The following is a 23,386-nucleotide window of genomic DNA, read 5'->3' as shown; positions in this document are numbered from 1 at the left end:
CCGACCACGACGGCGGTGGTGACCGGCCGGTGTGGAGGCGGGGAGATCGTGTGGAGACGCACCATGGCCGCAAAACGACAGAGAAAGTTGGACACCCGTCCAAGCATCCCGGGCCGCACAACGGCAGGCTTCTGAGCGTGCGAGAAGGGTCGTCAGAACTCACCCGCACGCGAGTTGACGCGTGTCCCGCCAGCGTGCAAACTAGTCCACGACGGCGCACATCGCCTGCCCCCTGCGCGGTGTGCGCCGTCTTCAGCGTCCCGGGTCCGAACGCCCGGAAGGCGTGCAGCCCCGGGCCTCACGGCGCGGGGCTGTACGCATTTGTGGGGTGCGTCGTGGCAGTCCGGAGCATCTTTGCGCACATTGCCTCCGCGCAGCGTGGTCGTCGTCGTTGGACGGTCGACCTGTTGTGGGAACCGGAGCCGTCCGCGGCAGTCGGCCGCGCGGTCCGGCCGTCTGCCGGAACCGCGGACCCGGCGCAACCCGGCGTGCCACGCACCGTCGCGGGGTCGCCTGCCGCTAGCGTCGGGGTGTGAACCTCGCAGCCCGTACCAGCTCCACCGCGGACGCGGACGGCCCTGTGCAGGCCCGCCCCGACGAGGACGCGGCGGGTGGCACGGACGCGGCCGCTCCGGGTGGCCCCGTCCTCGTTCCCGAACCGACGACCGCCGAGCTGATCGAGGCGTCGGTCGCCTCCTGGCGTGCGGCTCTCGTCGAGCTCGCAGGCGGATCGACGCTCGCGGACGTCTCTCTCCTCGGGGACGCGGTCGTCGACCTCACGGCCGCCCATCCCTCGGGCCTCGCGCAGTTCCTCGCCGGCCGACCCACGCGGTTGTCCAATCTGTTCCGCGAAGGCGGTTCCCGGGCGGCCGCGCGGCGCCGGGCGCGCGCGGTCGTGGTCCGCGCCGCCGAGCACGCGCAGCGCTACGGCGTCGCGCCGGCCTATCTCGCCATCGGTGTCGCGACCTGGACGAGGACGAGCCCGTCCGAGGTCGACGGGGACGACGTCGCCGCCCTCGTACGGGTCGCGGGCCGGTCGCCCGCCGCCACGACGGAGCCCACGGCGGCTCCCGCCGCAGGATCGGGAGCCGACGACGCCGCCGACGCGGACGTGGTGGCGGAGGCGGCCGGGGAGGACGCCCCCGCCGAGGACGTCGAACCGGCACCCCGCACGGTGCGCGCACCGGTCCTGCTGCGTCCGCTGACCATCACCCCCTACGGCGAGGGTGAGACGGACTACGAGCTCACCCTCGAGCCGACGGCGGAGATCAACCCGCTCCTGGCCCGCACGCTGCGGTCCCACGGTGCGCTCCTCGACCCGGCCGCCGTCGCACGCAGCGCGTTCACGGGCAACGGCTTCGACCCCGGCGACGCGACGGCGCGCATCGCGGCCCTCGGACGCGCCGTCCTCGACGGCTTCGACCTGACGCAGCGGGTGCTCGTCGGCACGTTCGTGCACCCGGGCCAGATCCTCGTCGACGACCTGGACGAGCTCGCTCCCGCTCTCGAGCGGCACGAGGTCGTCGCCGCGCTCGCGGGCGACGAGCGGAGCGCCGCCGCGCTGAGGACCGAGCTCCCCGCCCCCCGCGTCGGGGACGCCGACCCGGTGCACGAGCGCGGGGTCGGCGACCTCGACCCGTCCCAGCGGCACGTCGTCGACATCCTCACCACCGGCGCGCACCTGTTCGTCGACGCGCCGGCCGGCGCCGACGTCACCGGCACCCTCGCGGCCGTCGTCGCCGAGGCCGCTGCGAGCGGGCGCCACGTCCTGTACGTCCCGGGGCACCGGCGCGCCGCGGACGCGCTCCTGGCACGGCTCGACGCGCTCGGTCTGGGCGGGCTCGCCCTCGACGTCGCCCCGACGTCCACCTGGCGCACCGACGTCTCGCACCGGCTCCTGGCCGCGATGGCCAGCGAGGCCGAGGAGGTGGACCAGGACGCGCTCGAACGGACCCGGGACGCGCTCCTCGGCTCGCGGGCGCGCCTCGCCGGGTACATCGAGGCGCTGCACCTCGTGCGCGAGCCCTGGAACGTCTCCGCCTACGACGCCCTGCAGGCGCTCGCGCGCCTCACCGCGGAGCGACCCGCGCCCGACACGCGCGTCCGGCTCGATCCCGACGTCGTGCTGGGTGTCGCCACCGCGCGCGGGCACTACGGCAAGCTGCTGCGCGACGCGGCCGACCTCGGCGCGTTCACCGCACGCGCGACGTCGAACCCGTGGGCGGGCGCGGACCTCACGACGGCGGAGGACGCCCAGCGGGTCCTCGTCCATGTCGAACGCCTGCGGAGCCAGACGCTGCCCCAGCTCCGACGTCAGGCCGACGAGGTCGCGCGCAGCACGGGGCTGGACGCCCCGACCACCCTGCGGCAGTGGGGTGACCAGCTCACCATGCTCGGCGGGATGCGCGGCACGCTGGACGTGTTCCGCCCGATGATCTTCGAGCGCACCGCCCAGGACATGGTCGAGGCGACCGCGACGAAGCAGTGGCGCGAGGAGCGCGCGATCGACATGGGCTGGTTCGCGCGCAGGCGCCTGCGCCGCCAGGCCCGGGACATGGTCCGGCCAGGCGTGCGGGTGGACGACCTGCACGCGTCGCTCGTCGAGGTCCAGGCCCAGCGCAGGGTCTGGCAGGCGCAGTGCCCCGGCGGTGGCTGGCCGACGCTGCCCGAGGGTCTCGCGGCGATCGAGGACACGTACGAGGCGGTGCGCATCGACGTCGAGGAGCTCGAGCCCGTGCTGGCCGGGACGGCCCAGGGTGCGGGGCTGCTCGACGCGTCGCTCGCCGATCTCGCCGACCGGCTCGACGCGCTCGCGGAGGGCTCGGCCGCGCTCGATGTCCTGCCGACGCGCACAGGGCTCCTGCGCACGCTGGAGACCGCCGGTCTCGCAGATCTCCTGCAGGACCTCTCCGAGCGCCGCGTGGCACCCGAGCTCGTGGCGGCGGAGCTCGAGCTCGCGTGGTGGAGCTCGGTGTTCGAGCAGGTCCTGGCACAGGACCAGGCGCTCGCCGGGCAGGACGGTGCCGGCCTGGACGCGTTGGCCCGCCGATTCCGCGCGGTCGACCGCGAGCACGTCGAGGCGTTGTCGGTGCCGGTGCGCACCGCCGTCCGCGAGCACCTGGCGACCGCGATGCGCGAGCACCGGGACGAGGCCGAGCACCTGTTCACCGAGCTGCTCGAGGGACGGCTGGTCAGCCTGCGCGAGACCACCGAGAACCACCCCGCGGTGCTGCGTCGGCTGCGGCCCGTGGTCGTCGCGACGCCGACGCTCGTGCCGCACCTCCTGCCCCCGACGCGCACGGTCGACCTCGTCGTGCTCGACGCGGTCGAGCACGCGCCCGTCGAGCTCGTCCTCGCCGCGATCGCGCGCGGCCGCCAGGTGGTCGTCGTGGGCGACCCCCGCGCCGCGTCCGCCGCGACCGTCCGCGACCTCGCCGAGCTGCTGCCCTCCGTCGCGCTGCTCGCCGACGGTTCGCGGCGCGATCCCTTCGTCACGACGTTCCTCGCCGAGCACGGCTACGAGGGCGTCCTGCGCCCGTCGCCGCTCCCGCGGGCGGAGGCGCTCGTCCAGCTCGACGTCGTCGACGGCTCGGGGATGCCGGACCAGGCCTCGGGCGCGGTCGAGAGCACGCAGGCGGAGGTCGACCGCGTCGTCGAGGTCGCGATCGAGCACGCACTCACCCGTCCGGACGAGACGCTCGCGATCGTCACGATCACACCGCGCCACGCCGACCGGATCCGCGACGCGCTCCTCGTCGAGGTCCGCCAGAACCCGGCGCTCTCGGAGTTCTTCTCCTCGGCACGGGAGGAGCCGGTCGTGATGGCGGACGTCTCGGGGGTCGCGGGGCTGGAGCGCGACACGATCGTCCTGTCGGTCGGCTTCGGTCGCACACCGCACGGGCGCGTGCTGCACCGGTTCGGCATCCTCAACACCCCGGGCAGCGAGGCGATGCTCCTCGACACGCTGGGGGCCTCCCGGCGTCGGCTGCACGTCGTCTCGTGCTTCACGGCGTCCGACCTCGACCCGGAACGCCTGCGCGGCGCAGGGGCGAAGCTGCTCGCCGAGGTGCTCGACCTCGCGGAGCAGCGCAGCGGTGCTGCCGACCAGGTCTCGCTCGGGAACGGCGTCGACGTCGGAGGAAGCCCCGACCGTCTCGTGCTGGACCTGGCCGAGCGGCTGTGGCGCGCCGGCCTCGTGGTCGAGACGGACTACGGCATCGACGACGGCGCGCGGGTACCGCTCGTCGTCGGGCACCCCGACCTCCCGGGCGAGCTGCTCGTGGCGGTGCTCACCGACGACGCGGCCTACGTCGCCGAGCGCAGCGTGCGCGTGCGCGACCGGCAGGTCGGCGAGCGCCTCGAGCGCCTGGGCTGGACCGTGGCACAGGTGTGGTCCGCCGCGGCCTTCCTCGACCCGGCGAAGGAGGCGGAGCGCATCCGCCGGATCGTGCAGGCGGTGCGCGACGACCGTCTGCCCGAGCAGGGTGGGGTCGCGCAGACCGGGGGAGGGGACCGGATCGTCGTGGTCCCCGTGCTGGACGACGACGCGGAGCACCACGACGACGTCCCGGACCTGGGCGACGCACCGCTCCCCGACGACCCCGCGGCCGCCGACGACCGGCCCGAGAGCGACTGAGCCGGGCGCGGGTCGAGCCGCGTGCGGGGCTGAGCCGGTCCGGTGGGACCATGGTGGCGTGAGCAGCAGCGAACCCCGCCCGCGCGGCGGTGCCCGGCGTCCACGGCGCGCCGTACGCCTCGGGACCGAGCGCACGGCCGTGCCGGGGACGAGCGCCGACGAGCGCCCCGACGGCTGGGGCGACGAGCCCGACGACGCGCGCGGGGCCGGTCCGGGCCGGCGGGGTCGGACCCCGAACGACGACAGGCTCCTGCGCGACGTGCCGCCGCACTACGGTCGGGACTGAGACGTTCCTCCGCCCGCCTGCGCGGCGAGCAGGTCGCGGATCTCGTGGAGCACGAGGACGTCCTCGGCCGGGGCGGGAGGCTCGGGCTCGACGTCGCGCCGACGCCGCTCTGCGAGCCGGTTCATCGGCAGCACGACGAAGAAGTAGAGCGCGGCGGCGACGAGCAGGAGCTGCAGCACCGCGTCGAGCACCCCGCCCACGGAGATCACGGCGGCGTCGACGTCCCCGTGCGCCGGGCGGAGCGTGATGTTCCAGAGGTCGGTCAGGTCCGGCTTGCCGAAGATCGCCCCGATGATCGGGTTGAGGACGTCCTCGACGATCGCCGAGACGACGGCGCCGAACGCCGCGCCGATGACGACGCCGACAGCGAGGTCGACCGCGTTCCCTCGTAGCACGAACCCCTTGAAGCCGGCGAGCACGCCCTTCATGTCCACGTCCCTTCCGCTGCTGGCCCGACGCACGGTCGTCGTCGTGGCGTCCGGTACCAAGGCTCTTGGTACCACGACGCCGCATCCTGCCACGGGACTCCCGGACGCGCGCACCGGCACTCAGGGCACGAGGACCGCCCGCACCTCCTCCCAGCCGGTGGCTCCGGCGAGCCGGGCCGCTTCCTGTGCCGAGACCGCCACGAGGGTGACACCGCCCTCGGCCGACGGTCCGGCGGCACCGAGCAGGCCGCCCGCGCCGGACGTCGCGCGGCCCGGGACGACGAGCGCGCGCCGCGCGAGGTACGGGTCCGAGGCCCCGCCCACCGCACCGTCCGCGGTCGTGTCGGTGCCGTCGTCGGGCAGCGGGTCCGCGACGGTCCGGCCCGCGGCCAGGACGAGGTCGACGCGGTCGCCGGGGACGAGCAGCGTCGAGACCGTCGGCTCGAGGTGGACCGGGACGACCACGGTGCCCTGCGGTGCGCCCGCGACCAGGTCGCCCGCCCCGACGAGCGAGTCCTGGAGCACGGTGCCCGCTGCGAGACGGACCGACGTGGTCCGGCCGACGGCCGCGTCGACACCGGTCGGCGCGTCCGCCGGGACGAGGTCGGGCGAGGTCTCGACGACGCGCAGGTCCCCTGCGGCGAGCCGGGTGCCGCCCGAGACCTCGTGCGCCGTCACGACGGCGGTGACGGTCGGTGGTGGGGCCGGGCGGGCAGCCTGGACCACGGCGCCCGCGGCGAGCGCGCAGCACGCGGCGGCGACGACGAAGCGGCCCCGCCACCACAGCGCGCGCAGCGATCTCGGCACCCGGGGCCGCGTCCTTCCCGGCCCCCGCCGCACGGGGACGGGGGAGGACGCGGGGGAGGACGACCGGGAGGCACGCATGCCCGCAGGCTAGGCGTGAGCGGGGGTCGACCTCCGTCGGCGGCTCGTCGGCCTGTGGACGACGCCTTCTGCGACGACGGTCACGGCCTGCCGGGGCCGCCTGTGGTCGGGTGTCGTCCCTGCGCGGGTGTCGCGGGACGCGGCCGTCGCGTCAGGACGAGGCGGCGGGTGCCGAGCTGCTGGACCTCGACGGGCCGGACGAGCCTGTCGAGGTGGACGAGCCGGTGGACGCGGCCGAGCCGGTGGACGTCGACGAGTCCGAGGACCCCGTGGAGCCCGACGTGTCGGACGAGCGCGATCCGGAGGACTGCGAGCCGGACGAGTCCTTCGAGCCACCGGACGAGCCCGCCCCCGAACGGCCCGCGCGCGAGTCGTTGCGGTAGAAGCCCGAACCCTTGAAGGTCACGCCGACGGACGAGAAGACCTTGCGCAGCCGCCCGGAGCACTGCGGGCAGACGGTCAGGGCGTCGTCGGTGAATGCCTGGTGGATGTCGAAGGCGTGGCCGCACTCGGTGCAGGTGTACGCATAGGTGGGCACGGATTCTCCTGGTTCAGGCTGGCACTCGCGAATATCGAGTGCCAATCATACGCGCCGTCGACGGTGGTGGTCCGGGGTAGTCTCGCACCCGTGTCTGAGCACGAACCCGACCTCCCCGCCGGCGAGGGAGCCGAGACCTCGGCGCCCGCCGCGCCGCGCCGTCGTTCGACGGGCCGCCGCGTGCTGCTCGCGGTGGCGGTGGTGCTCGTCACGGCCATCGTCGCGGTGACCGTGTTCGGGGTCGTCACCGTGCGACGACCGCTGCCCCAGACGTCCGGCCGGGTCGACCTGCCCGTGCTCGACGCGTCGGTGACCGTCGTGCGCGACGACCAGGGCGTGCCGCAGATCTACGCCGACACGCCGCAGGACCTGTTCCGGGCGCAGGGCTACGTCCAGGCGCAGGACCGCTTCTTCGAGATGGACTACCGGCGGCACGTCACCGCCGGCCGGCTGGCCGAGCTCGTGGGTGACGATCCCGACGCGATCGCGGCCGACAAGGTCACCCGGACGTTCGGGTGGCGCGAGGTGGCCGAGGAGGAGTGGGACCTCGTCGACGAGGACACCCGCACGTACCTGCGGTCCTACGCGGAGGGCGTCAACGCCTACCTCGACGCGCGCGCGCCCGCCGACGTCGCGCTCGAGTACACCGTGCTCGGGGCGCAGGTGCAGGTCGCCGACCCCGAGCCGTGGGACCCGATCGACTCGCTCGCCTGGCTCAAGGCGATGGCCTGGGACCTGCGCGGCAACTACGACGACGAGCTCGACCGGGCGCTCGCGTACGGCACGCTCCAGGACACCGCGCGGGTCACCGGGCTCTTCCCGCCGTACCCGAGCGACGTGAACCTGCCGATCGTGGGGACGGGCGAGCTGGAGAACCCGCAGCGGACGTCGCAGGACGTCGCCGCGCGGGACGCGCTGCCCTACGAGGACGACCACCTCCAGGCGGCGCTCGCCGCCGCGGACCGGGCGCTGTCCGCGGTGCCCGTCACGGTGGGGCGCGGCGAGGGCACGGGCTCCAACTCGTGGGTCGTGGCCGGGGAGCACACCGCGAGCGGCAAGCCGCTGCTCGCCAACGACCCCCACCTCGCGCTCGGCGCCCCGAGCGTCTGGGCGCAGGTGGGGCTGCACTGCAACGACGTCGGGCCCCTGTGCGGCTTCGACGTCGCGGGGTTCTCCTTCGCCGGGTTTCCCGGGGTCGTCATCGGTCACAACGCGCAGCTCGCGTGGGGACTGACGAACATGGGCGCCGACGTGACCGACTTCTTCGTCGAGCGGGTCCGTGACGACACGTACCTGCGCGGCGACTCGTGGGAGCCGCTCGAGACCCGGACCGAGACCTTGCGCGTGAACGGGGGGCAGGACGTCACGCTCGAGGTCCGTTCCACGGTCCACGGTCCGATCATCTCGTCCGTCCTCCCGCAGACGGACGCCGCGACGGGGACGCCCTCACCGGGCACCCGGCTCGGCGAGTACGCGGTCTCGCTGCAGTGGACGGCGCTCGAACCGGGCCGCACGGCCGACGCCGTCTTCGCCTTCAACCTCGCGGCCGACGCCGAGGACATCAGCACCGCTGCCGCGCTGTTCGAGGTCCCCGCGCAGAACATCGTGTTCGCGACGGTCGACGGCCACATCGGCTACCAGGCACCCGGCCGGGTGCCCCGGCGGCACAACGTGGCCGACAGCCCGGTCCCGACGGACGGCACCTGGCCCCGCGACGGGTCCGACGCGCGCTTCGACTGGGACGGCTACGTGCCGAGCGAGCAGATGCCGCAGGTCCTCGACCCGGCGGAGGGTTTCGTCGTCGCGGCCAACCAGGCCGTGCTCCCGGCCGGGGTGTCGCCGTTCCTGACGACCGACTGGGACTACGGGTACCGCTCCCAGCGCATCCGGACGATGCTCGAGGAGAAGATCGCGGCGGGGAGCGCGCTCGACGTGGACGACATGAGCGCCGTCCAGCTCGACGACCGCAGCCCGTACGCCGAGGTGCTCGTGCCGATCCTCCTCGACCAGGAGATCGACGACCCGTTCGACGCCGAGGGTCAGGACCTGCTCGCGGACTGGGACTACCGCACGGACACGGACTCGGCGGCGGCGGCCTACTTCAACGCGGTCTGGCGCAACCTCCTCGAGCTGACGTTCTGGGACGACCTGCCCGTCGAGGCGCGTCCGTCCGGGGGCAGCCGGTGGCTCGCCGTCGTGCAGGGACTCGTCGACGACCCGACCGACCCGTTCTGGGACGACCGCCAGACGGTGAGCATCGTCGAGACCCGTGACGAGGTGCTGTCCCGGGCGCTCGTGTCCGCGCGTCGGGACCTGACGGTCGCGGTGGGCAAGCGTCCCGACGACTGGGCCTGGGGTGACGTGCACCGGCTCGCGCTCGAGCACCCGGTCCTCGGCGGCGAGTCCGTCCCCGGGCTCGTCCGCGACTACGTCAACCCCGACCCGATCGGCGTGGCGGGCGGGTCCTCCGTCGTGGACGCGACCGCCTGGGACGCGGCGTCGGGATCGTTCGACGTGACGGCGGGGCCGTCCATGCGCATGGTCGTCGACCTGGGCGACCTCGACGGCTCCACCTGGGTCACCGTGACCGGCTCCTCCGGGCACCCGGCATCGCCCCACTACACCGACCAGCTCGACGAGTGGGCTGCCGGCGAGACGTTCGCGTGGCCGTTCAGCCGGGCGGCCGTCACCGAGTCCGGGCAGGACGAGCTGACGCTCGAGCCCTGACCACTCGCACCGGCCGCCACGGTCCACCTCGTGGGCGGCGTGTCAGTCGACCGTGTGCTGGTGGACGAGGAGGCGCCACCGGTCGCCGTCGTGCACGTAGGTGCTGGCGAGCGTCGCGCGGTACCGGCTCTCGCCCCGGCGTCCCCGGAACGCGTAGACGACGGTCGCGGTGTCCTGGCTGAGCACGAGCCGGGGCGGGCCGAGGTCGACCTCGTCCCAGCCGGGGGAGTCGTCCATCGCCGCGACGCACGCCGCCTTGTCCAGGACGGCACCGGGCACGACGACGAGCGCGTCGTCGCGCAGCACCTGCTCGTAGTCCGTGCCCTTGCCCTGCGCGAGGCGCCGTTCGATCGTCATGAGCTCGTCGACGGGGGAGGCGTCCATGCCCTCACGCTACGAGCGGGTCGTGCGGGCCGCCGCTCAGGGGAGCCAGCGCCAGCCCAGCGGGGTGGCGACGGCGTGGACCGGCCGGTCGTGCGGCTCGACGGGCAGCGGCCGGTCGGTCGCGTCGTAGACCTCCTCGGGGAAGACGATGGCGACGACCTTCACGTCGGGGCGCGCGTGCTCGAGCGCGCGGTCGTACCAGCCGCCGCCCTGCCCGAGCCGGACGCCGCGGGAGTCCACCGCGAGGGCCGGCGCGACGATGACGTCGGCGTGGGCGATCGACTCGGCGCCCAGGGGGTCGGTGCCGGGCTCGGGCGGTCGACCGGGCGCCCGGACCTGCAGGTCCTGCGGTCCGGCGTACTCGGCCCAGTCGCGGCTGAGTCCCGCGCCGAGCACGGGCAGCAGGATCCGGGTACCGCGTGCGGCGAGGCGTTCGAGCAGCGCGGTGGTGCGCGGCTCGGCCGGCCGAGCCGCGTAGGTGGCGACGCACGTCGCGCTCGCGACCTCGCCGATGGTCTCGACGACGTCCGCGATCGCGGCGTCCGCCTCGTGGCGGAGCCGCTCCGAACGTGACTGCCGGTTGCTCCGGATCGCCTTGCGGAGGATGTCCTTCGCGTCCTCGCTCTCGATGCTGCCGTGCAACGGGTAGGGCTGGACGAGGCCGCTCATGAACCCATTGTGCCCTTTGCGCGCCCCAGGCGTCCCGCACGACCCGCACGCGGCGCTCGCCACCCGCGGTAGCATCTCGGCGGGCGGAGACCCGGCCTGCTCGTCGGTGGCGCGGTACCGGTCTCCGTGGTACATCTCAGTGCCCGGGCACGGGTGACCGCACGAGAGGGCGCAGCGATGACGAGCAGGGCTGTGCGGGCGTGGAGCGTGACGCGCTCGTGGCCGGTGACGCTGCGCGAGGACACGCTCGGCGGAGCCGTCGTGCTCCGCCCCCTGCGACGGCGCGACGCGCAGGACTGGATGCGGCTGCGGGCGCGCAACGCCCAGTGGCTCGAGCGGTGGGAGGCGACGTCACCCGGTCCGGCGGCGCAGGTGCGGGGCGGGTCGCCCACGTTCGCGGAGTACGTCCGCGGGCTGTCCGCCCAGGCCCGCAGCGGGTCGGCGCTGCCGTTCGGCGTCGAGCTGGACGGCGAGCTCGTCGGCCAGCTGACCGTGTCGTCCATCACCTACGGGTCGCTGTGCGGCGCGAGCATCGGCTACTGGGTGGGCGAGCACGTCGCGGGGCGCGGGATCATCCCGACGGCGGTCGCGATGGCGACCGACTACTGCTTCGCCGTGCTCGGGCTGCACCGGATCGAGATCAACATCCGGCCCGAGAACGGACCGAGCCTGCGCGTGGTCGAGAAGCTGGGGCTGCGCGACGAGGGAGTGCGTGAGCGGTTCCTGCACATCCAGGGCCGGTGGTGCGACCACCGCACGTTCGCGATCACGAGCGAAGAGGTCCCGGACGGGCTGCTCCGGCGCTGGCAGGCCTCGCGCCACGAGATCTGACCGCCGCCCGAGGCACGACCGGTCCCCGCACGCCGGGACACGCCGGGCGCGCGTCCGTGGATCGGGGTGGTGCCTCACCTACCGTCGTGGTGTGGAATCGACCGCCGGACTCGTAGCACTCGCGCTGTTCGTCATGTGGATCGGCTTCTACGTCCCTCATCGCGTGCGGCACCGTCAGCAGCTGGTGGACGCACGGACGGAGGACCGGTTCTCCGGGTCGCTGCGCGTCCTGGCCGTGGCCGGACCGGGCAGCGCTGGAGCCCCGGTCCGGTGGGGCCTCGCGATGGCCGGACCGACCGCGGACGCAGGCGACCTGCCCGGCACCTCTCGCCCGAGCCTCGCGGCAGCACCGCACGACCAGGACCAGCGGGGTACGCACGAGGAGGGACAGCGCGACATGAGCACCAGCACCATCGCGGACCCGGCCGGCCGGGTCCGTCCCCGGACCGGAGCCCCGGAGCGGCCGTCGTCGTCCCGGCTCGCCGTGCTCGAGCGGCGTGCCGCCGCGGCGCGCCGCCGGCTCGCGCTGACCGCCGTCCTGCTGCTCGCCTCCGTGGCCGCGTGGACTGCGTTCGGAACCTCCCTCGTCGTGTGGTGGGTCGCCGTGCTGCCGACGGCGCTCCTCGCGGTCGTCCTCGTCCTGGGTCGGCGCGCGGTCCTGTCCGCACAGCGGTCCGACGCCGCGTGGGCGGCCGAGCGCCGTGCCGCGGCCCGGGCGGCGCGCGGGACCGCGTTGGGCAGCCCCCCGGCCCCGCGCGGCGCGCGACCCCGTGTCACCGGGCACGCCGTCCGCGGTTCGCAGACCAGCACCCAGATGATCCCGCGCGTGACGGCGGCCGACCTCGCCGCCGCAGCGGCGGCGAGGACGGCCGACGGGTCGACGTCGGCCGATGGCGCTCGCCAGGCGGTACCGGAGGCGCGTGAGACGTCGGAGCGATCCGGTGCGCGCGAGCATCAGGTGGCGCGTCGCGATGCGCAGGTGCCGGACGAGACGCGCGCAGCGAACGTCGCCGACCCGTCCGGCGGTGCCGGCGAGCCCGAGGTCGCAGGGCCGACGACGCCGAGCGGACGGGCCTGGGACCCCGTGCCCGTCCCGGCGCCGACGTACACGATGAAGCCCGCGGCGCCCCGTCGCGAGCCCGCTCCGCTGCCGCCGGAGGAGACGGCCCAGCCGGCACCGTCCGACCGGTCGGTCGCGGCGTCGTCGGTCCCGGCGGGCAGGGTCGACGAGGGGTCCGTGGCCGAGGACGCCAAGAAGCCCACGACAGAGACGCTCGGGCTGGACCTCAACGAGATCCTGGCTCGCCGCCGGGTCGCGGGGGAGTGACGGTCGGCTCGACCGGTTTGCAGGATCCTCCCCCGGGAGTGCTAATCTGTACCCGCTTCACGGGGCTATGGCGCAGTTGGTAGCGCGTCTCGTTCGCAATGAGAAGGTCGGGGGTTCGAATCCCCCTAGCTCCACCGACCAGAAGGCCGGAACTCTCGAGTTCCGGCCTTCTGCGCGTGCACCCACGGACTGCTGCGGCGGTACCGGAACCGGCAGATACGCAACAGGCCCGCTCCTCACCAGAGGTGAGGAGCGGGCCTGCTCCGTGACGCTGACGAAGGGTCAGCTGCAGGTGTAGGTCACGCCGTCCTCGAAGTGCGTGCCCGGGCCGAGCTCCGCGCACTTCTCGAGCACCGCGCTGGTCCCGATCCCGATCACGATGGCGACGATGATGCAGATCACGAGGACCACGGAGCCGACGATGATGCCCGCGAGCGCGAGGTTGTTCTTGTAGCCGGCCTTCTTGGACTTCCGGAGGGCCACGATGCTGAGGATGAGGCCCACGATGGACAGGCAGCCGAGGAAGGACAGGACGAGGCCGACGATCCCCATCGTCCGGCCCGGGTCCTGCTGGGGCGCCGAGTAGCCCGGCGTCGAGCTGTACTGAGGCGCCTGCGGAGCCTGGGGCGCCTGGCCGGCGTCGTACGATCCGGGCGCGCCGTACTGGGGGGCGCCGCCCTGCGGGGGCTGGCCGGCGGGGCCCGGCTGGGACTGGCCGTAGGGGTTCTGTCCCTGCGGATCCTCAGGCTGGCCGGGCTGCTGCGGGGTGGACATTCGTTGTCTCCTCGTCGGTCACGGAAAATGCCGTCACGACTCTCTCACATCTGGGGTTTCGAGGGGAACGAAACCTGCGGGATGATGGTGTCGTGAACCCACCAAACATCCGCTTCGTCTCGTTTGCGTCGACGATGGCTCTCGCCGTCGGGGCCGCTGCGGGGCTCGCCGGCTGCACGGTGGAGCGTGCGGAGGCGAACAGGACGACCGGACAGGGCACGCTGGTCGCTCGGGCCGCAGAGCCGTCGAGCCGGGTGACCGTCCTCGGGTCCGGCGACCCTGCGGAGCTCGCGCTCACGGCGAGCCAGACGTTCTTCTCCTCGGCCCCGGTCGTCGTCCTCGCACCCGCCGAGGACGCCGTGGCGCAGGGGGTGGCGGAGGTCGCCGCGGTCCAGCTCGCCGGCCCGGTGCTGCTCGTCGGCGGGTCGATCTCCGGCGACGGGCTGCGCAGGGAGCTCGCACGGCTCGGGACCGTCGCCGTCGTCGACGTCCGCGAGGACGCGCTGCCGCCGGGGCAGCGTGCCGACTCGGGCGCGGACGCCACCGGGCCCGCTGCCGGCGCGGACGACGCGCCGCTCCCGGACGCGTCGTCCCCGCTGGACGTGCCGGACGACGTCGAGCACGTGCGCCTGGACCCGGATGCGCTCACCCCGTCGGGCGAGCTCGACCAGCGCGACCTCGGCCGTGTCCTCGACGCGCTCCCCGCGCGCGGCGAGCCCGACGTGCTGACCGAGGTGCTCGTGCTCACGGAGGCGGAGGGCGACGAGCCCGCGGCGGTCGCGACGGCCAGGGCCGCCGGTGCCGTCCCGCTCGAGGTCCCGACCGGAGATCCCCGTGCGACGAGCGAGGTCGTCGAGGCGATCAGCTCGGCGAAGGCGCTCGCCGTCGTCGGGATCGGTGCCGGCTTCGGCACCTCGGAACAGCTCGGATGGCGCATCGCTGCCGCGGAGACCGGCACGGTCCTGGCGAACGGGACCCAGCTCGCGTTCGCGCAGGGCACGCGCTACGTCGTCGTCGGCGCGGACGACGTCACGGGAGCCGCGGGCCTCGTGGACGGCGGCGCGGCCGCGGCCGACCGTGCGGTCGCGGCGGCGGAACGGTTCGCGGCGCAGGACGCCGACGCGGTCACGGTCCCGGTGCTGGAGGTCGGGGCGACCCGGGTCTCCTCGCTGGCCGGCGAGGACGGCGACTACTCGGCCGAGACGGTGCCGGACGCGCTGCTGCCCGTCCTCGAGGCGGCCTCGGGCGCCGACGTACCCGTGCTGCTGCGGCTCGAGCCGGGAACCGGGACGTTCGACGAGCAGGTCGCCGAGTACGCGGACCTGCTCGCGCGCCCCGACGTCGGGGTGGTGCTCGACGCCCGTGGGCGGTACGTCGACGGCAGGCGCTCCGGGGTCGTCGAACCCGCCGAGGTGCAGGCCGCGCTCGACGCGGTGGCCGCGACGGTGCGCGAGCACGGGCTGCCGCAGAAGCTCGTCGTGCTGCAGACGTCCGACCCGGCGGTCGCGCGCCGGGGCGTGCGGCCGGCCGGGGGGCCCCCCCCCGCCGGCGCCGGGCGCGATACCGGCGACGGCGAGGTCGCGCTGGTCGTCCAGCCCGTCGGGGCCGGGGGGTACGGCGCACGGGCGCAGGCGTGGGCGGAGCTGGACGCGCTGCTCGACGACGTGTCGCCCGACGGCGTCCGGGCCGCCTGGACGACGGGGTCCTCGGACCCCGCGCTCGACGTCGCCGGCGTGCTCGCGCTCGACCCGGTGCCGCAGTACGTCGCGGGCCGCTAGGCGTCCTTCGGCGGAGGAGGCGGTGCGAACGGCTGGCCCACCGGTGCTCCGCCAGTTAAGGTGGAGTCCTTGCAAATTACGGAACGATTCGATCGCACCGTGCGGGCAGATCGGACGCCGACGTCACGAGGAGCCTGATGGTCGCGCTCATCCCCCAGCCGCTGGACGTGCGGACCGCTGACGGGCACCTCGCCCTGGGCGGTCTCGCACCTGAGGCCTCGCCGCCCGGTTCCGTGCCCGAGCCGCTCGTGCGCGTCGTCCTCGACGAGCTGTCCGCGATCCTCTCGGCACGGACCGCCGGCAGGGACCACGGTCCCGGGGAGGGCGATGCTCACCGGGCCGACCGACCACGCCAGGCGCCGCTGCGGCTGCGCATCGACCCGGTGGCCGGGCCCGCCGGTTCCACGGACCCCGAGCGGTACACCCTCGTCGTGACGGCCGACGGCGTCACGCTCACCGCCCCCGAGCCGCGCGGGCTCCTGCACGCCTCGCGGACGCTCGCCCAGCTCGTGGAGGCTCCCGGCGAGGGGGAGCAGGCCGCGCGCGTGCCCTGCGTCGTCGTGCACGACGCGCCGCGATACTCCTGGCGCGGACTGTCGGTCGACGTCGCGCGCCACTTCTTCGACCTCGACGCGCTGTGCCGCGTGGTCGACGTCATCGCGTCCTACAAGCTCAACGTGCTCCACCTGCACCTCACCGACGACCAGGGGTGGCGCGTCGAGTCCCCATCCAGACCGGAGCTGGTCGAGCTGTCGGCCGGCAGCGACGTGTCCGGCGGACCGGGCGGGCACCTCTCGCTCGCGGACCTCGAGGCACTCCAGGACCACGCCGCCGAGCGGGGCGTGACCGTCGTGCCCGAGATCGACGTCCCCGGTCACACCAACGCGGCCACCCACGCGTACGGCGAGCTGCGCCCGGACGGGGTCGCGACCGACACCTACCAGGGGATCGAGGTCGGGTTCTCCCGTCTCACGTACGACCTGCCCGCGACCGAGCCCTTCCTGCGCGACGTGCTCGGCGACCTCGCGCGGGTCACCGACGGACCGTACGTGCACTTCGGCGGGGACGAGGTGCTGAGGATGGAGGCCGACGAGTACGCCCGGTTCGTCGAGCTCTGCGAGCGGGTCGTCCTCGAGTCCGGCAAGACCCCGGTGGCCTGGCAGGAGGCGGCCAAGTCGCCGCTGCGTCCCGGCACCCTCGTGCAGTACTGGGACACCCACCCGGGCGACCTGACCTACCTCGTCGACGCGGCTCGTGCGGGCACGCGCGTGATCATGTCGCCGGCGAACCGGGTCTACCTCGACATGAAGTACACCGCGGACTTCCCGCTCGGGCTGGAGTGGGCAGGCCACGTCGAGCTCCGCGACTCCTACGACTGGGAGCCGGACGACGCCGTCCCCGGCCTCCCGCCGAGCGCGATCGAGGGGGTGGAGGCCGCCGTGTGGACCGAGACCCTCCGGACGCCCACCGACCTGTTCACGATGCTCCTGCCGCGACTGTCCGCCGTGGCCGAGGTGGCCTGGTCGGCGCCGGCGCGCAAGGACTGGGACGACTACCGTCGGCGGGTCGCGGTCCAGGGCGCGGCGTGGCGGCGCGAGGGTCTGCCGTTCCACCCGACGCCTCAGGTCGACTGGTGAGGGGACTCACAGCCGCTCGGCTCCCGACCGGCTGGCGCAGCCGTCAGGACCTTGCAAGCATCGAGTGATGCCCTCTCGTCTTTCCCCGTCCAGGCCGTCCCTCGTCGCGCTCGCGCTGGGTCTCGTCCTCGCCCTCGCGGGGTGCACGGGCGGCGGCTCGGGTCCCGGGCCCACGACCGACCAGGAGTCAGAGTCGTCCGAGCCCCCGGCGGCTGCCGCGGCGGACGTGGACGGCGTGCGTGTCCTGCCCGGGTCGGACGCGGGGACGCTCGCGCTCGACGCGAGCCGCGCCCTGTTCGCGTCGTCGCCGGTCGTGGTCGTCGTCGCGGACGGGTCGACCACGGGCGACGCTGAGGACGACGGCGAGGAGGGCAGCGACCCCGCCCCGAGCGTCGCCGTCGCGTCGGCGGCCGCCGACGTCGTCGCCGGGCCCGTGCTCGTGGTCGACGGGACCGTCACGCACGACGACCTCGCGGCAGAGCTCGAGCGGCTCGGGACGACCGCGGCTGTCGTCGTCCGGCCGGACGCGTCGGACACCGCGACAGCTGATCCCGCGGCGTCGGGCACCGCCACGCCCGAGGACCCCGCGACGTCGGGCACCACCACGCCCGAGGACCCCGTCGAGGAGCTGCTGGGAGATCTCGAGACGGTACGTGTCGATCCGACGGACGTCATGAGCGACGACGCGGCGGTGGACGACGACGCGCTCGCCGACGCGCTGGCCGACCTCCCGGAGACGGGCGAGCCACGACGGTCGACGGGGGTCCTCGCACTGACGGACCCCGCCGCCGCACCGGCGAGCGCGGCCGCGGAGGCGACCGCCCGCGCGTCGGGCGCGTCGCTGCTCGCCGTCCCCGGCGGCGATCCGCGGGCGTCCGCGGAGACGGTCCAGGGCGTGCACGACGCCCAGACGGCCGACGGCTACCGCGCGACCGTGGGCATCGGGTCGACCTTCGGCACCGACGACGACCTGTCGTGGCGGGTCGCGACCGCGGCCACCGGCGTCGAGCTGCCCGCGGGCGGTCAGCTCACCCTGCCCGGCAAGCGGTACGTCGCGCTCTACGGAGCGCCGGGAGTCGCATCTCTCGGAGTCCTGGGCGAGCAGGACGTCGACGCGACCATCGCGCGGGCGAAGAAGCTCGCCGCCCAGTACGAGGACCTGTCGGACGAACCCGTCGTGCCGACGCTCGAGATCATCACGACGGTCGCCGCCGGGGCGGCCGGCGACGACGGCAACTACTCGAACGAGCGCCCCGCCGACCTCGCCCGGCCCTACGTCGACGCCGCACGCGAGGCCGGCGTGTACGTCGTGCTGGACTTCCAGCCCGGCCGGACCGACTTCCCCACCCAGGTGAAGCAGTACGAGGACCTCGTCCTCGAGCCGAACGTGGGTGTCGCGCTCGACCCGGAGTGGCGGCTCGGCAAGGACGAGAAGCACCTCGAGCAGATCGGGCACGTGGACGTCGACGAGGTGAACGCGGTCGGCGACTACCTCGCGGGGCTGGTCCGGGACAACGACCTGCCGCAGAAGACGTTCCTGCTGCACCAGTTCCGTACGTCGATGATCGCCGGTCGCGAACGGCTCGACACCGGTCACCCGGAGCTCGCCGTCGTCATCCACGCCGACGGGCAGGGCGGCCAGGAGGCCAAGCAGGCGACGTGGCGCACCCTGCACCACGGCGCCCCCGACGGCGTGTACTGGGGCTGGAAGAACTTCTACGACGAGGACGCGCCGATGCTCACCCCGGAGCAGACCATGCGGGTCGAGCCCACCCCGGACTTCATCAGCTACCAGTGAGCGACGCGTCCGCCGGTCACACCCAGCTCGGCAGCCACATGTGCGCGTTCCAGAACCAGTACGGCACCTGCCAGCCCGTCCAGACCGGGTAGAAGAACACGCTCACGACGCCGATCACCGTCAGGAGCGCGACGATCCCGGCGCGGACGTGGGACCGCCGGACCCGGGAGTGCTCGGTGTCCTCCAGCGCGACCGTCAGGACGTACACGAGCGTGAGCACGACCCACGGCGTGAACGCGATCGAGTAGAACGTGAAGATCGTCCGGTGCGCGTACCCGAACCACGGCAGCCACCCGGCCGCGATGCCGCTGAGGACCGCGAGGGCCCGCCAGTCGCGCCGCAGGAGCAGCAGGACGAGCGCCGCCACGACCGCGAGCGCCGCGGACCACCACAGGATCGGGTTGCCGAGCGACGTGATCGCGCGCGCGCAGGTGTCGACGCCGCACCCGCTCGCGCCGACGGCGTCCTTGCGCCAGTAGAACGACGTCGGGTGCCACTGCACGATCCACCCGAGGGGGTGCGCGGCGTACGGGTGGTCCGACTCGAGCCCGTTGTGGAACTCCCACATCCTGCGGTGGTACTCCCACAGGGAGCGCAGGGCCGGCGGGAGCCACGGCACGCCCTCCCCGGGGCTCTCCACGGCCCACTGGCGCAGGTAGGCCCCGGAGGAGGCGAACCACGACGTCCACGCGGCGAGGTAGGACACCAGCGCCGTCGGGACCATGACGAGCGCCGCGGGGATCGCGTCGACGATCAGCGCGTCCTCCCACCAGCGACCGACCCCGGCCGTGCGGCGGGCCGTCGCGTCCCACAGGACCGAGAGCACGGCGAACACCGCGAGGAAGTAGATGCCGGACCACTTCACCCCGCACGCGAGGCCGAGCGAGACGGCGGCGGCGAACCGCCACCAGCGCCAGCCGAGGCGCGGCCCGTACCTCCCGATCACGCCCCCGGCGTCGAGGATCGCGGCGCAGCGGTCCGCGAGGCGCCGTCGGGCCTGCTCGCGGTCCAGCAGCAGGCACCCGAACGCGACCAGCACCCAGAACATGAGCATGTTGTCGAGCAGCGCGATGCGCGAGTGGACGATCGCCTCGCCGTCCACGGCCATGAGCGCCCCGGCGACGATCCCCATCGCGGTCGACGCGAACAGCCGTCGCGCGATGCGCGCGACCAGGACCACCGCGACGATGCCCACGACCGCGGACGCGATGCGCCAGGACCACGGGTTCTCGGCACCGCCGAACAGTCGCATCCCGCTCGCGATCATCCACTTGCCGAGCGGCGGGTGGACGACGTAGTCGGCGCTCGGGAGGTACGTGTCGACGTCTCCCGCCTCGAACGCGGGGTTCGGCTCCTCGGGCCAGTCCGCCTCGTAGCCGACGCGCAGCAGGGTGTAGGCCTGCTTGACGTAGTAGGTCTCGTCGAACACGAGGGAGCCGGGCTTGCCGAGGTTCCACAGCCGGAGCACCGCGGCGACGACGGCCACGATCGCGACGCCCAGCCAGCCCCACAGCCGGTCGTGGCGCGTGGCGCCCAGCGCCAGCCGTCGCGCTCCCAGCAGCGCGACGAGCAACCGCTCACGGTGGTTCGGCGGGTCGGTCGGGCCGACGTCGCGGTGGGGCTCGTCGACGCTCGACGTCAGGTCGCGCTCGGGCGTGGCCGCGGGTCGGTCGGACACGTCGGGATGGCGATCGGCCGGCGGCTGGGACACGCAGGACATGGTAGGCGCTCGCCGCTGTGGCACCCTGGCCCCATGCCCGCCCCGACCCCCGACCGCCCGCGCCGCGCGCCGACGTCCGGCACCGGCTCCGACGTGCTGCCCGGCACCGCGGCCGCCTCGCGCGAGGCGGGCCACCTCGTGCTCGCCGGTACGCCGATCGGCGACGTCGAGGACGCGAGCCCGCGCCTGCGCCGCCTGATCGCCGAGGCCGACGTGGTCGCGGCCGAGGACACGCGTCGGCTGCACGCGCTCGCGTCGCGGCTCGGCGTCCAGGTCGGCGGGCGCGTCGTGAGCCTGCACGAGCACAACGAGAGCGAGCGGGCGGACGACCTGCTCGACGTCGTGGCGGGCGGGGGGACCGTCCTCGTGGTGTCCGACGCCGGGATGCCCGCCGTGTCCGACCCCGGGTTCCGGGTCGTGGCGCGGGCGGTGGAGCGGGACGTCCCCGTGACGTCGGCGCCGGGGCCGAGCGCCGTGCTGACCGCGCTCGCGCTGTCCGGGCTGCCGACGGACCGGTTCTGCTTCGAGGGGTTCCTCCCGCGCAAGGCCGGGGACCGGTCACGGGCGCTCGCCGCGCTCGCGGACGAGCGTCGGACGATGGTCTTCTTCGAGGCGCCGCACCGGGTCGCGGAGGCGCTCGCGGCGATGGCGGACGCGTTCGGCGCGGACCGGCCGGCCGCCGTCGCGCGCGAGCTGACGAAGACGTACGAGCAGGTGCTGCGGGGCGGGCTGGGCGAGCTCGCGGCCCGTGCGGCCGACGAGGCGCTGCGAGGGGAGATCTGCGTCGTGGTCTCCGGAGCTCCGGCGCGCGGCCCGGTGCCGCTCGCGGACCTGGTGCCGGAGGTGCTCGCGCGCGTCGACGGCGGCGAGCGGCTCAAGTCGGTCGTGGCCGAGGTCGCGGAGGCCGCGGGCGTGCACAAGCGCGACCTGTACGCGGCAGCGCTGGAGTCGCGAGCCCGCTGACGACGGCCTGCGCCGACGAGCTGTCAGCGGGGGTGAGGCTGGGGACTCACGGAGTGCTGACAGGTCGGGGATCAGTGCCCGACGACGGTGCTCACGTCCAGCTCGACGCCTGCCGCCCGGAGCTCCTCGCGCGCCGCGGCGCCCAGCTCCGGCGTCACCGGCACCGTGAGGTCGGTGAGCACCCGCGTCGCGAGCCCGAGCGCGTGGGCGTCCAGGGCCGTCGCCCGCACGCAGTGCGACTCCGCGATGCCGACGACGTCGACCGTCCCGACGCCCGCGGCCCGCAGCAGGTCCGCGAGCTCGCGTCCCTGCGGGTCGACTCCCTCGAAGCCCGAGTAGGCCGCCCGGTACTCGCCCTTCTTCACGGCCACGTCCGCGTCGAGCCCTGCGAGCGCGGGGTGCAGCTCGGCGTTCGGCGTCCCCGCCACCCCGTGCGGCGGCCAGGTGTCGACGAAGTCGGGGGACGCGCTCCAGTGGTCACCGGGGTCGACGTGCCAGTCCTGGGTCGTCACGACGAGGTCGTAGTCGCCGCGGTGGTCGCGCGCGAAGTCCGCGATGCGCTGCGCGACGTCGTTCCCACCCTCGACGGCGAGCTCGCCGCCCTCGCAGAACGTGGGCTGGACGTCGACGACGATCAGGGCGCGGCGGTCCGGGGTCAGCTCGGTCATGGTCCCACTCTGCCACCGTGCCGGTGCGGTCGGCAGGAGTCAGGCCCGGCGCGGGGTCCAGAACGACCACGGCTCGTCCTCCGGCCCGAGCGCGCCGTACTCGCGCACCCCGTAGGGCTGGTCCGTCGGGCCGAACGTGATCGTCCCCCCGCGCGCCACGACGGCGGCGTGGTGCGCGTCGACGTCCTGCACGGTGACGACCAGCATCCCGGTCGCCGCGCCGAGCGCCGCGGGCGAGGCGAGCCGCCACCGCGGCGCGACCCGGTGCAGCAGCACGAGTCCGTCCACCGTGCGCACCTCGGCGTGCACGACCTCACCCTGGTCGTCACGGTGCACCGGGCCGGGCTCCAGACCGAAGACGCGCACGAGGTGCTCGTGGGCGCGCCCGAGGTCCGCGTAGACGAGGACCGCGATCCTGCGCAGCGGTTCGGTCGCCGCGAGCCCGGTGTCCTCGAGCACCGCGAGCAGCCGGCGGCAGACGTCGGTGTCGGGCTCGTCGTCGCTCGACGACGCCGGGCCGCTTCCGCCGGGGAGCGACGTGCTCGCGTCGGTGAGCCGGTGGAGCAGCCGCTCGGTGCGCAGCACCTCGTGCTCGAGCGCGGCGAGGTGGTTGCGCAGCGCGCCGTCGAGCCGCCACGAGGGATCGTCGAGAGCACGCGAGATCTCGTCGAGCGGTGTGCCGAACCGCCGCAGGACGCTGATCCGGTAGAGCCGCTCGACGTGCTCGCGACGGTAGACGCGGTGCCCGGCCGGCGTCCGGTCTGGACGCAGCAGGCCGACGTCGTCGTAGTGGTGCAGGGTGCGCACGGTCAGCCCCGAGGTGGCGGCGAGCTCACCGACGCGCCAGGTGCTCGACCCCTCGCTGCTCACGGTTCACCGCGTGGGGGTGCTCAGGGCCCACCGGTGCCCGAACGGGTCGACGAGCCAGCCGCGCCGCTCGCCGTCCTGCTCGGTGGGCTCGCGGTCGGGCGTCGCGCCGGCCGCGACCGCCGCGGCGTAGGTCGCGTCGACGTCGTCGACCTCGAGCACGACGGCGCTCGTGCTGTGCCCGACGGTCGCCGGGGCGTACGCGCCGTGGTCGTGGTACTCGTCCGACAGGTAGAAGACGTCCGTACCGATGCCGAGGGCGACGAACCCGATCTTCGTGCCGTCGTCGTAGCGCTCTCCCGTCTCGCGCGCTCCGAACGCCGCGGCGTAGAACGCGACGGCCGCCGCGCCGTCGTGCACCGTCAGGTACGGGACCAAGCGTGTCATGTCCGTCTCCCTCGCCGGGCGGCGGTACGTCGCCGCCGCTCCCGACGACCGTAGGCCCTCACGCCACGTGAGGTGCAAGGGCC

General features: G+C 74.5%; 19 protein-coding genes and 1 tRNA gene. 10 read left to right on the top strand and 10 right to left on the bottom strand.

Translation table 11 applies throughout. The annotated features are described in order from the left end of the window. The first annotated feature begins 532 nt into the window (after positions 1–532). A complete protein-coding gene (locus tag IF651_RS18205) occupies positions 533–4,636 on the top strand; it encodes a hypothetical protein (protein WP_338403842.1) in 4,104 nt (1,367 codons plus the stop codon). A 58-nt stretch (positions 4,637–4,694) separates the two neighbouring features. Beyond that, positions 4,695–4,922: a hypothetical protein gene (locus IF651_RS08090; protein WP_191828601.1), complete on the top strand. Its 228-nt coding sequence runs from the start codon at positions 4,695–4,697 to the stop codon at positions 4,920–4,922. On the opposite strand, the gene mscL is transcribed toward IF651_RS08090, so the two are convergent. From mscL to IF651_RS08075, 3 genes are all read right to left on the bottom strand, one after another. Then, positions 4,907–5,350 carry a large conductance mechanosensitive channel protein MscL gene (gene mscL / locus IF651_RS08085; RefSeq protein ID WP_194720002.1) on the bottom strand — a complete coding sequence of 148 codons (444 nt, stop codon included), beginning with the start codon at positions 5,348–5,350 and terminating at the stop codon, positions 4,907–4,909. The two genes, IF651_RS08090 and mscL, sit on opposite strands and share 16 nt — an antisense overlap. 120 nt (positions 5,351–5,470) lie before the next feature. Continuing rightward, positions 5,471–6,157: an SAF domain-containing protein gene (locus tag IF651_RS08080; protein WP_191828600.1), complete on the bottom strand. Its 687-nt coding sequence runs from the start codon at positions 6,155–6,157 to the stop codon at positions 5,471–5,473. A 229-nt stretch (positions 6,158–6,386) separates the two neighbouring features. Further along, complete coding sequence (locus IF651_RS08075; protein ID WP_191828599.1) at positions 6,387–6,773, bottom strand: FmdB family zinc ribbon protein; 387 nt, start codon at positions 6,771–6,773, stop codon at positions 6,387–6,389. A 90-nt stretch (positions 6,774–6,863) separates the two neighbouring features. On the opposite strand from IF651_RS08075, the gene IF651_RS08070 reads away from it, so the two are divergent. After that, positions 6,864–9,500 carry a penicillin acylase family protein gene (locus tag IF651_RS08070; protein ID WP_422110462.1) on the top strand — a complete coding sequence of 879 codons (2,637 nt, stop codon included), beginning with the start codon at positions 6,864–6,866 and terminating at the stop codon, positions 9,498–9,500. 42 nt (positions 9,501–9,542) lie between these two features. On the opposite strand, the gene IF651_RS08065 is transcribed toward IF651_RS08070, so the two are convergent. Both IF651_RS08065 and IF651_RS08060 read right to left on the bottom strand, forming a co-directional pair. Continuing rightward, positions 9,543–9,884, bottom strand: a complete 342-nt coding sequence (locus tag IF651_RS08065) for a nuclear transport factor 2 family protein (RefSeq protein WP_191828598.1) — start codon at positions 9,882–9,884, stop codon at positions 9,543–9,545. Positions 9,885–9,920: 36 nt separating this feature from the next. After that, positions 9,921–10,553: a 5-formyltetrahydrofolate cyclo-ligase gene (locus IF651_RS08060; protein WP_191828597.1), complete on the bottom strand. Its 633-nt coding sequence runs from the start codon at positions 10,551–10,553 to the stop codon at positions 9,921–9,923. 177 nt (positions 10,554–10,730) lie between these two features. Here IF651_RS08060 and IF651_RS08055 point away from each other — a divergent pair, with 177 nt between their 5' ends. The 3 genes from IF651_RS08055 (at position 10,731) to IF651_RS08045 (ending at position 12,845) form a co-directional block, all read left to right on the top strand. Further along, complete coding sequence (locus tag IF651_RS08055; protein WP_191828596.1) at positions 10,731–11,384, top strand: GNAT family N-acetyltransferase; 654 nt, start codon at positions 10,731–10,733, stop codon at positions 11,382–11,384. A gap of 91 nt (positions 11,385–11,475) precedes the next feature. After that, positions 11,476–12,711 (top strand): hypothetical protein, encoded by a 1,236-nt coding sequence (locus IF651_RS08050; protein ID WP_191828595.1) that lies wholly within the window; start codon positions 11,476–11,478, stop codon positions 12,709–12,711. A 61-nt stretch (positions 12,712–12,772) separates the two neighbouring features. After that, a tRNA-Ala gene (locus IF651_RS08045) sits at positions 12,773–12,845 on the top strand. Positions 12,846–12,993: 148 nt separating this feature from the next. Here the strand turns inward: IF651_RS08045 and IF651_RS08040 are convergent. Beyond that, a complete protein-coding gene (locus IF651_RS08040) occupies positions 12,994–13,485 on the bottom strand; it encodes a DUF4190 domain-containing protein (protein WP_191828594.1) in 492 nt (163 codons plus the stop codon). A 92-nt stretch (positions 13,486–13,577) separates the two neighbouring features. Between IF651_RS08040 and IF651_RS08035 the strand changes: the two genes are divergently transcribed. The 3 genes from IF651_RS08035 (at position 13,578) to IF651_RS08025 (ending at position 18,698) form a co-directional block, all read left to right on the top strand. Beyond that, positions 13,578–15,263 carry a hypothetical protein gene (locus IF651_RS08035; protein ID WP_191828593.1) on the top strand — a complete coding sequence of 562 codons (1,686 nt, stop codon included), beginning with the start codon at positions 13,578–13,580 and terminating at the stop codon, positions 15,261–15,263. Between the two features lie 137 nt (positions 15,264–15,400). After that, entirely contained in the window at positions 15,401–16,900 is a 1,500-nt protein-coding gene (locus IF651_RS08030; RefSeq protein ID WP_191828592.1) for a family 20 glycosylhydrolase, read from the top strand. Between the two features lie 67 nt (positions 16,901–16,967). After that, positions 16,968–18,698 carry a hypothetical protein gene (locus IF651_RS08025; protein ID WP_191828591.1) on the top strand — a complete coding sequence of 577 codons (1,731 nt, stop codon included), beginning with the start codon at positions 16,968–16,970 and terminating at the stop codon, positions 18,696–18,698. A 16-nt stretch (positions 18,699–18,714) separates the two neighbouring features. On the opposite strand, the gene IF651_RS08020 is transcribed toward IF651_RS08025, so the two are convergent. After that, the gene (locus tag IF651_RS08020) at positions 18,715–20,418 is read right to left on the bottom strand and encodes a dolichyl-phosphate-mannose--protein mannosyltransferase (RefSeq protein WP_191828590.1); all 1,704 of its coding nucleotides are present in this window, start codon (positions 20,416–20,418) and stop codon (positions 18,715–18,717) included. A gap of 33 nt (positions 20,419–20,451) precedes the next feature. On the opposite strand from IF651_RS08020, the gene rsmI reads away from it, so the two are divergent. Beyond that, positions 20,452–21,381 (top strand): 16S rRNA (cytidine(1402)-2'-O)-methyltransferase, encoded by a 930-nt coding sequence (gene rsmI, locus IF651_RS08015; RefSeq protein ID WP_191828589.1) that lies wholly within the window; start codon positions 20,452–20,454, stop codon positions 21,379–21,381. 71 nt (positions 21,382–21,452) lie between these two features. Here the strand turns inward: rsmI and IF651_RS08010 are convergent, their stop codons facing one another. Genes IF651_RS08010 through IF651_RS08000 form a run of 3 tightly spaced genes read right to left on the bottom strand, consistent with a single transcriptional unit; the run spans position 21,453 to position 23,303 of the window. Beyond that, the gene (locus tag IF651_RS08010) at positions 21,453–22,049 is read right to left on the bottom strand and encodes an isochorismatase family protein (RefSeq protein ID WP_191828588.1); all 597 of its coding nucleotides are present in this window, start codon (positions 22,047–22,049) and stop codon (positions 21,453–21,455) included. A 39-nt stretch (positions 22,050–22,088) separates the two neighbouring features. Then, positions 22,089–22,919 carry a MerR family transcriptional regulator gene (locus IF651_RS17420; RefSeq protein ID WP_206715239.1) on the bottom strand — a complete coding sequence of 277 codons (831 nt, stop codon included), beginning with the start codon at positions 22,917–22,919 and terminating at the stop codon, positions 22,089–22,091. Between the two features lie 3 nt (positions 22,920–22,922). Then, a complete protein-coding gene (locus IF651_RS08000; protein ID WP_191828587.1) occupies positions 22,923–23,303 on the bottom strand; it encodes a VOC family protein in 381 nt (126 codons plus the stop codon). Positions 23,304–23,386 lie beyond the last annotated feature (83 nt).

Origin of the sequence: Cellulosimicrobium arenosum, from assembly GCF_014837295.1 — a bacterium.
GTDB classification, from domain to species: domain Bacteria; phylum Actinomycetota; class Actinomycetes; order Actinomycetales; family Cellulomonadaceae; genus Cellulosimicrobium; species Cellulosimicrobium arenosum.
The sequence above is the reverse complement of the archived record's forward strand: the minus strand, read 5'-3'. Positions and strand labels throughout refer to the sequence as shown.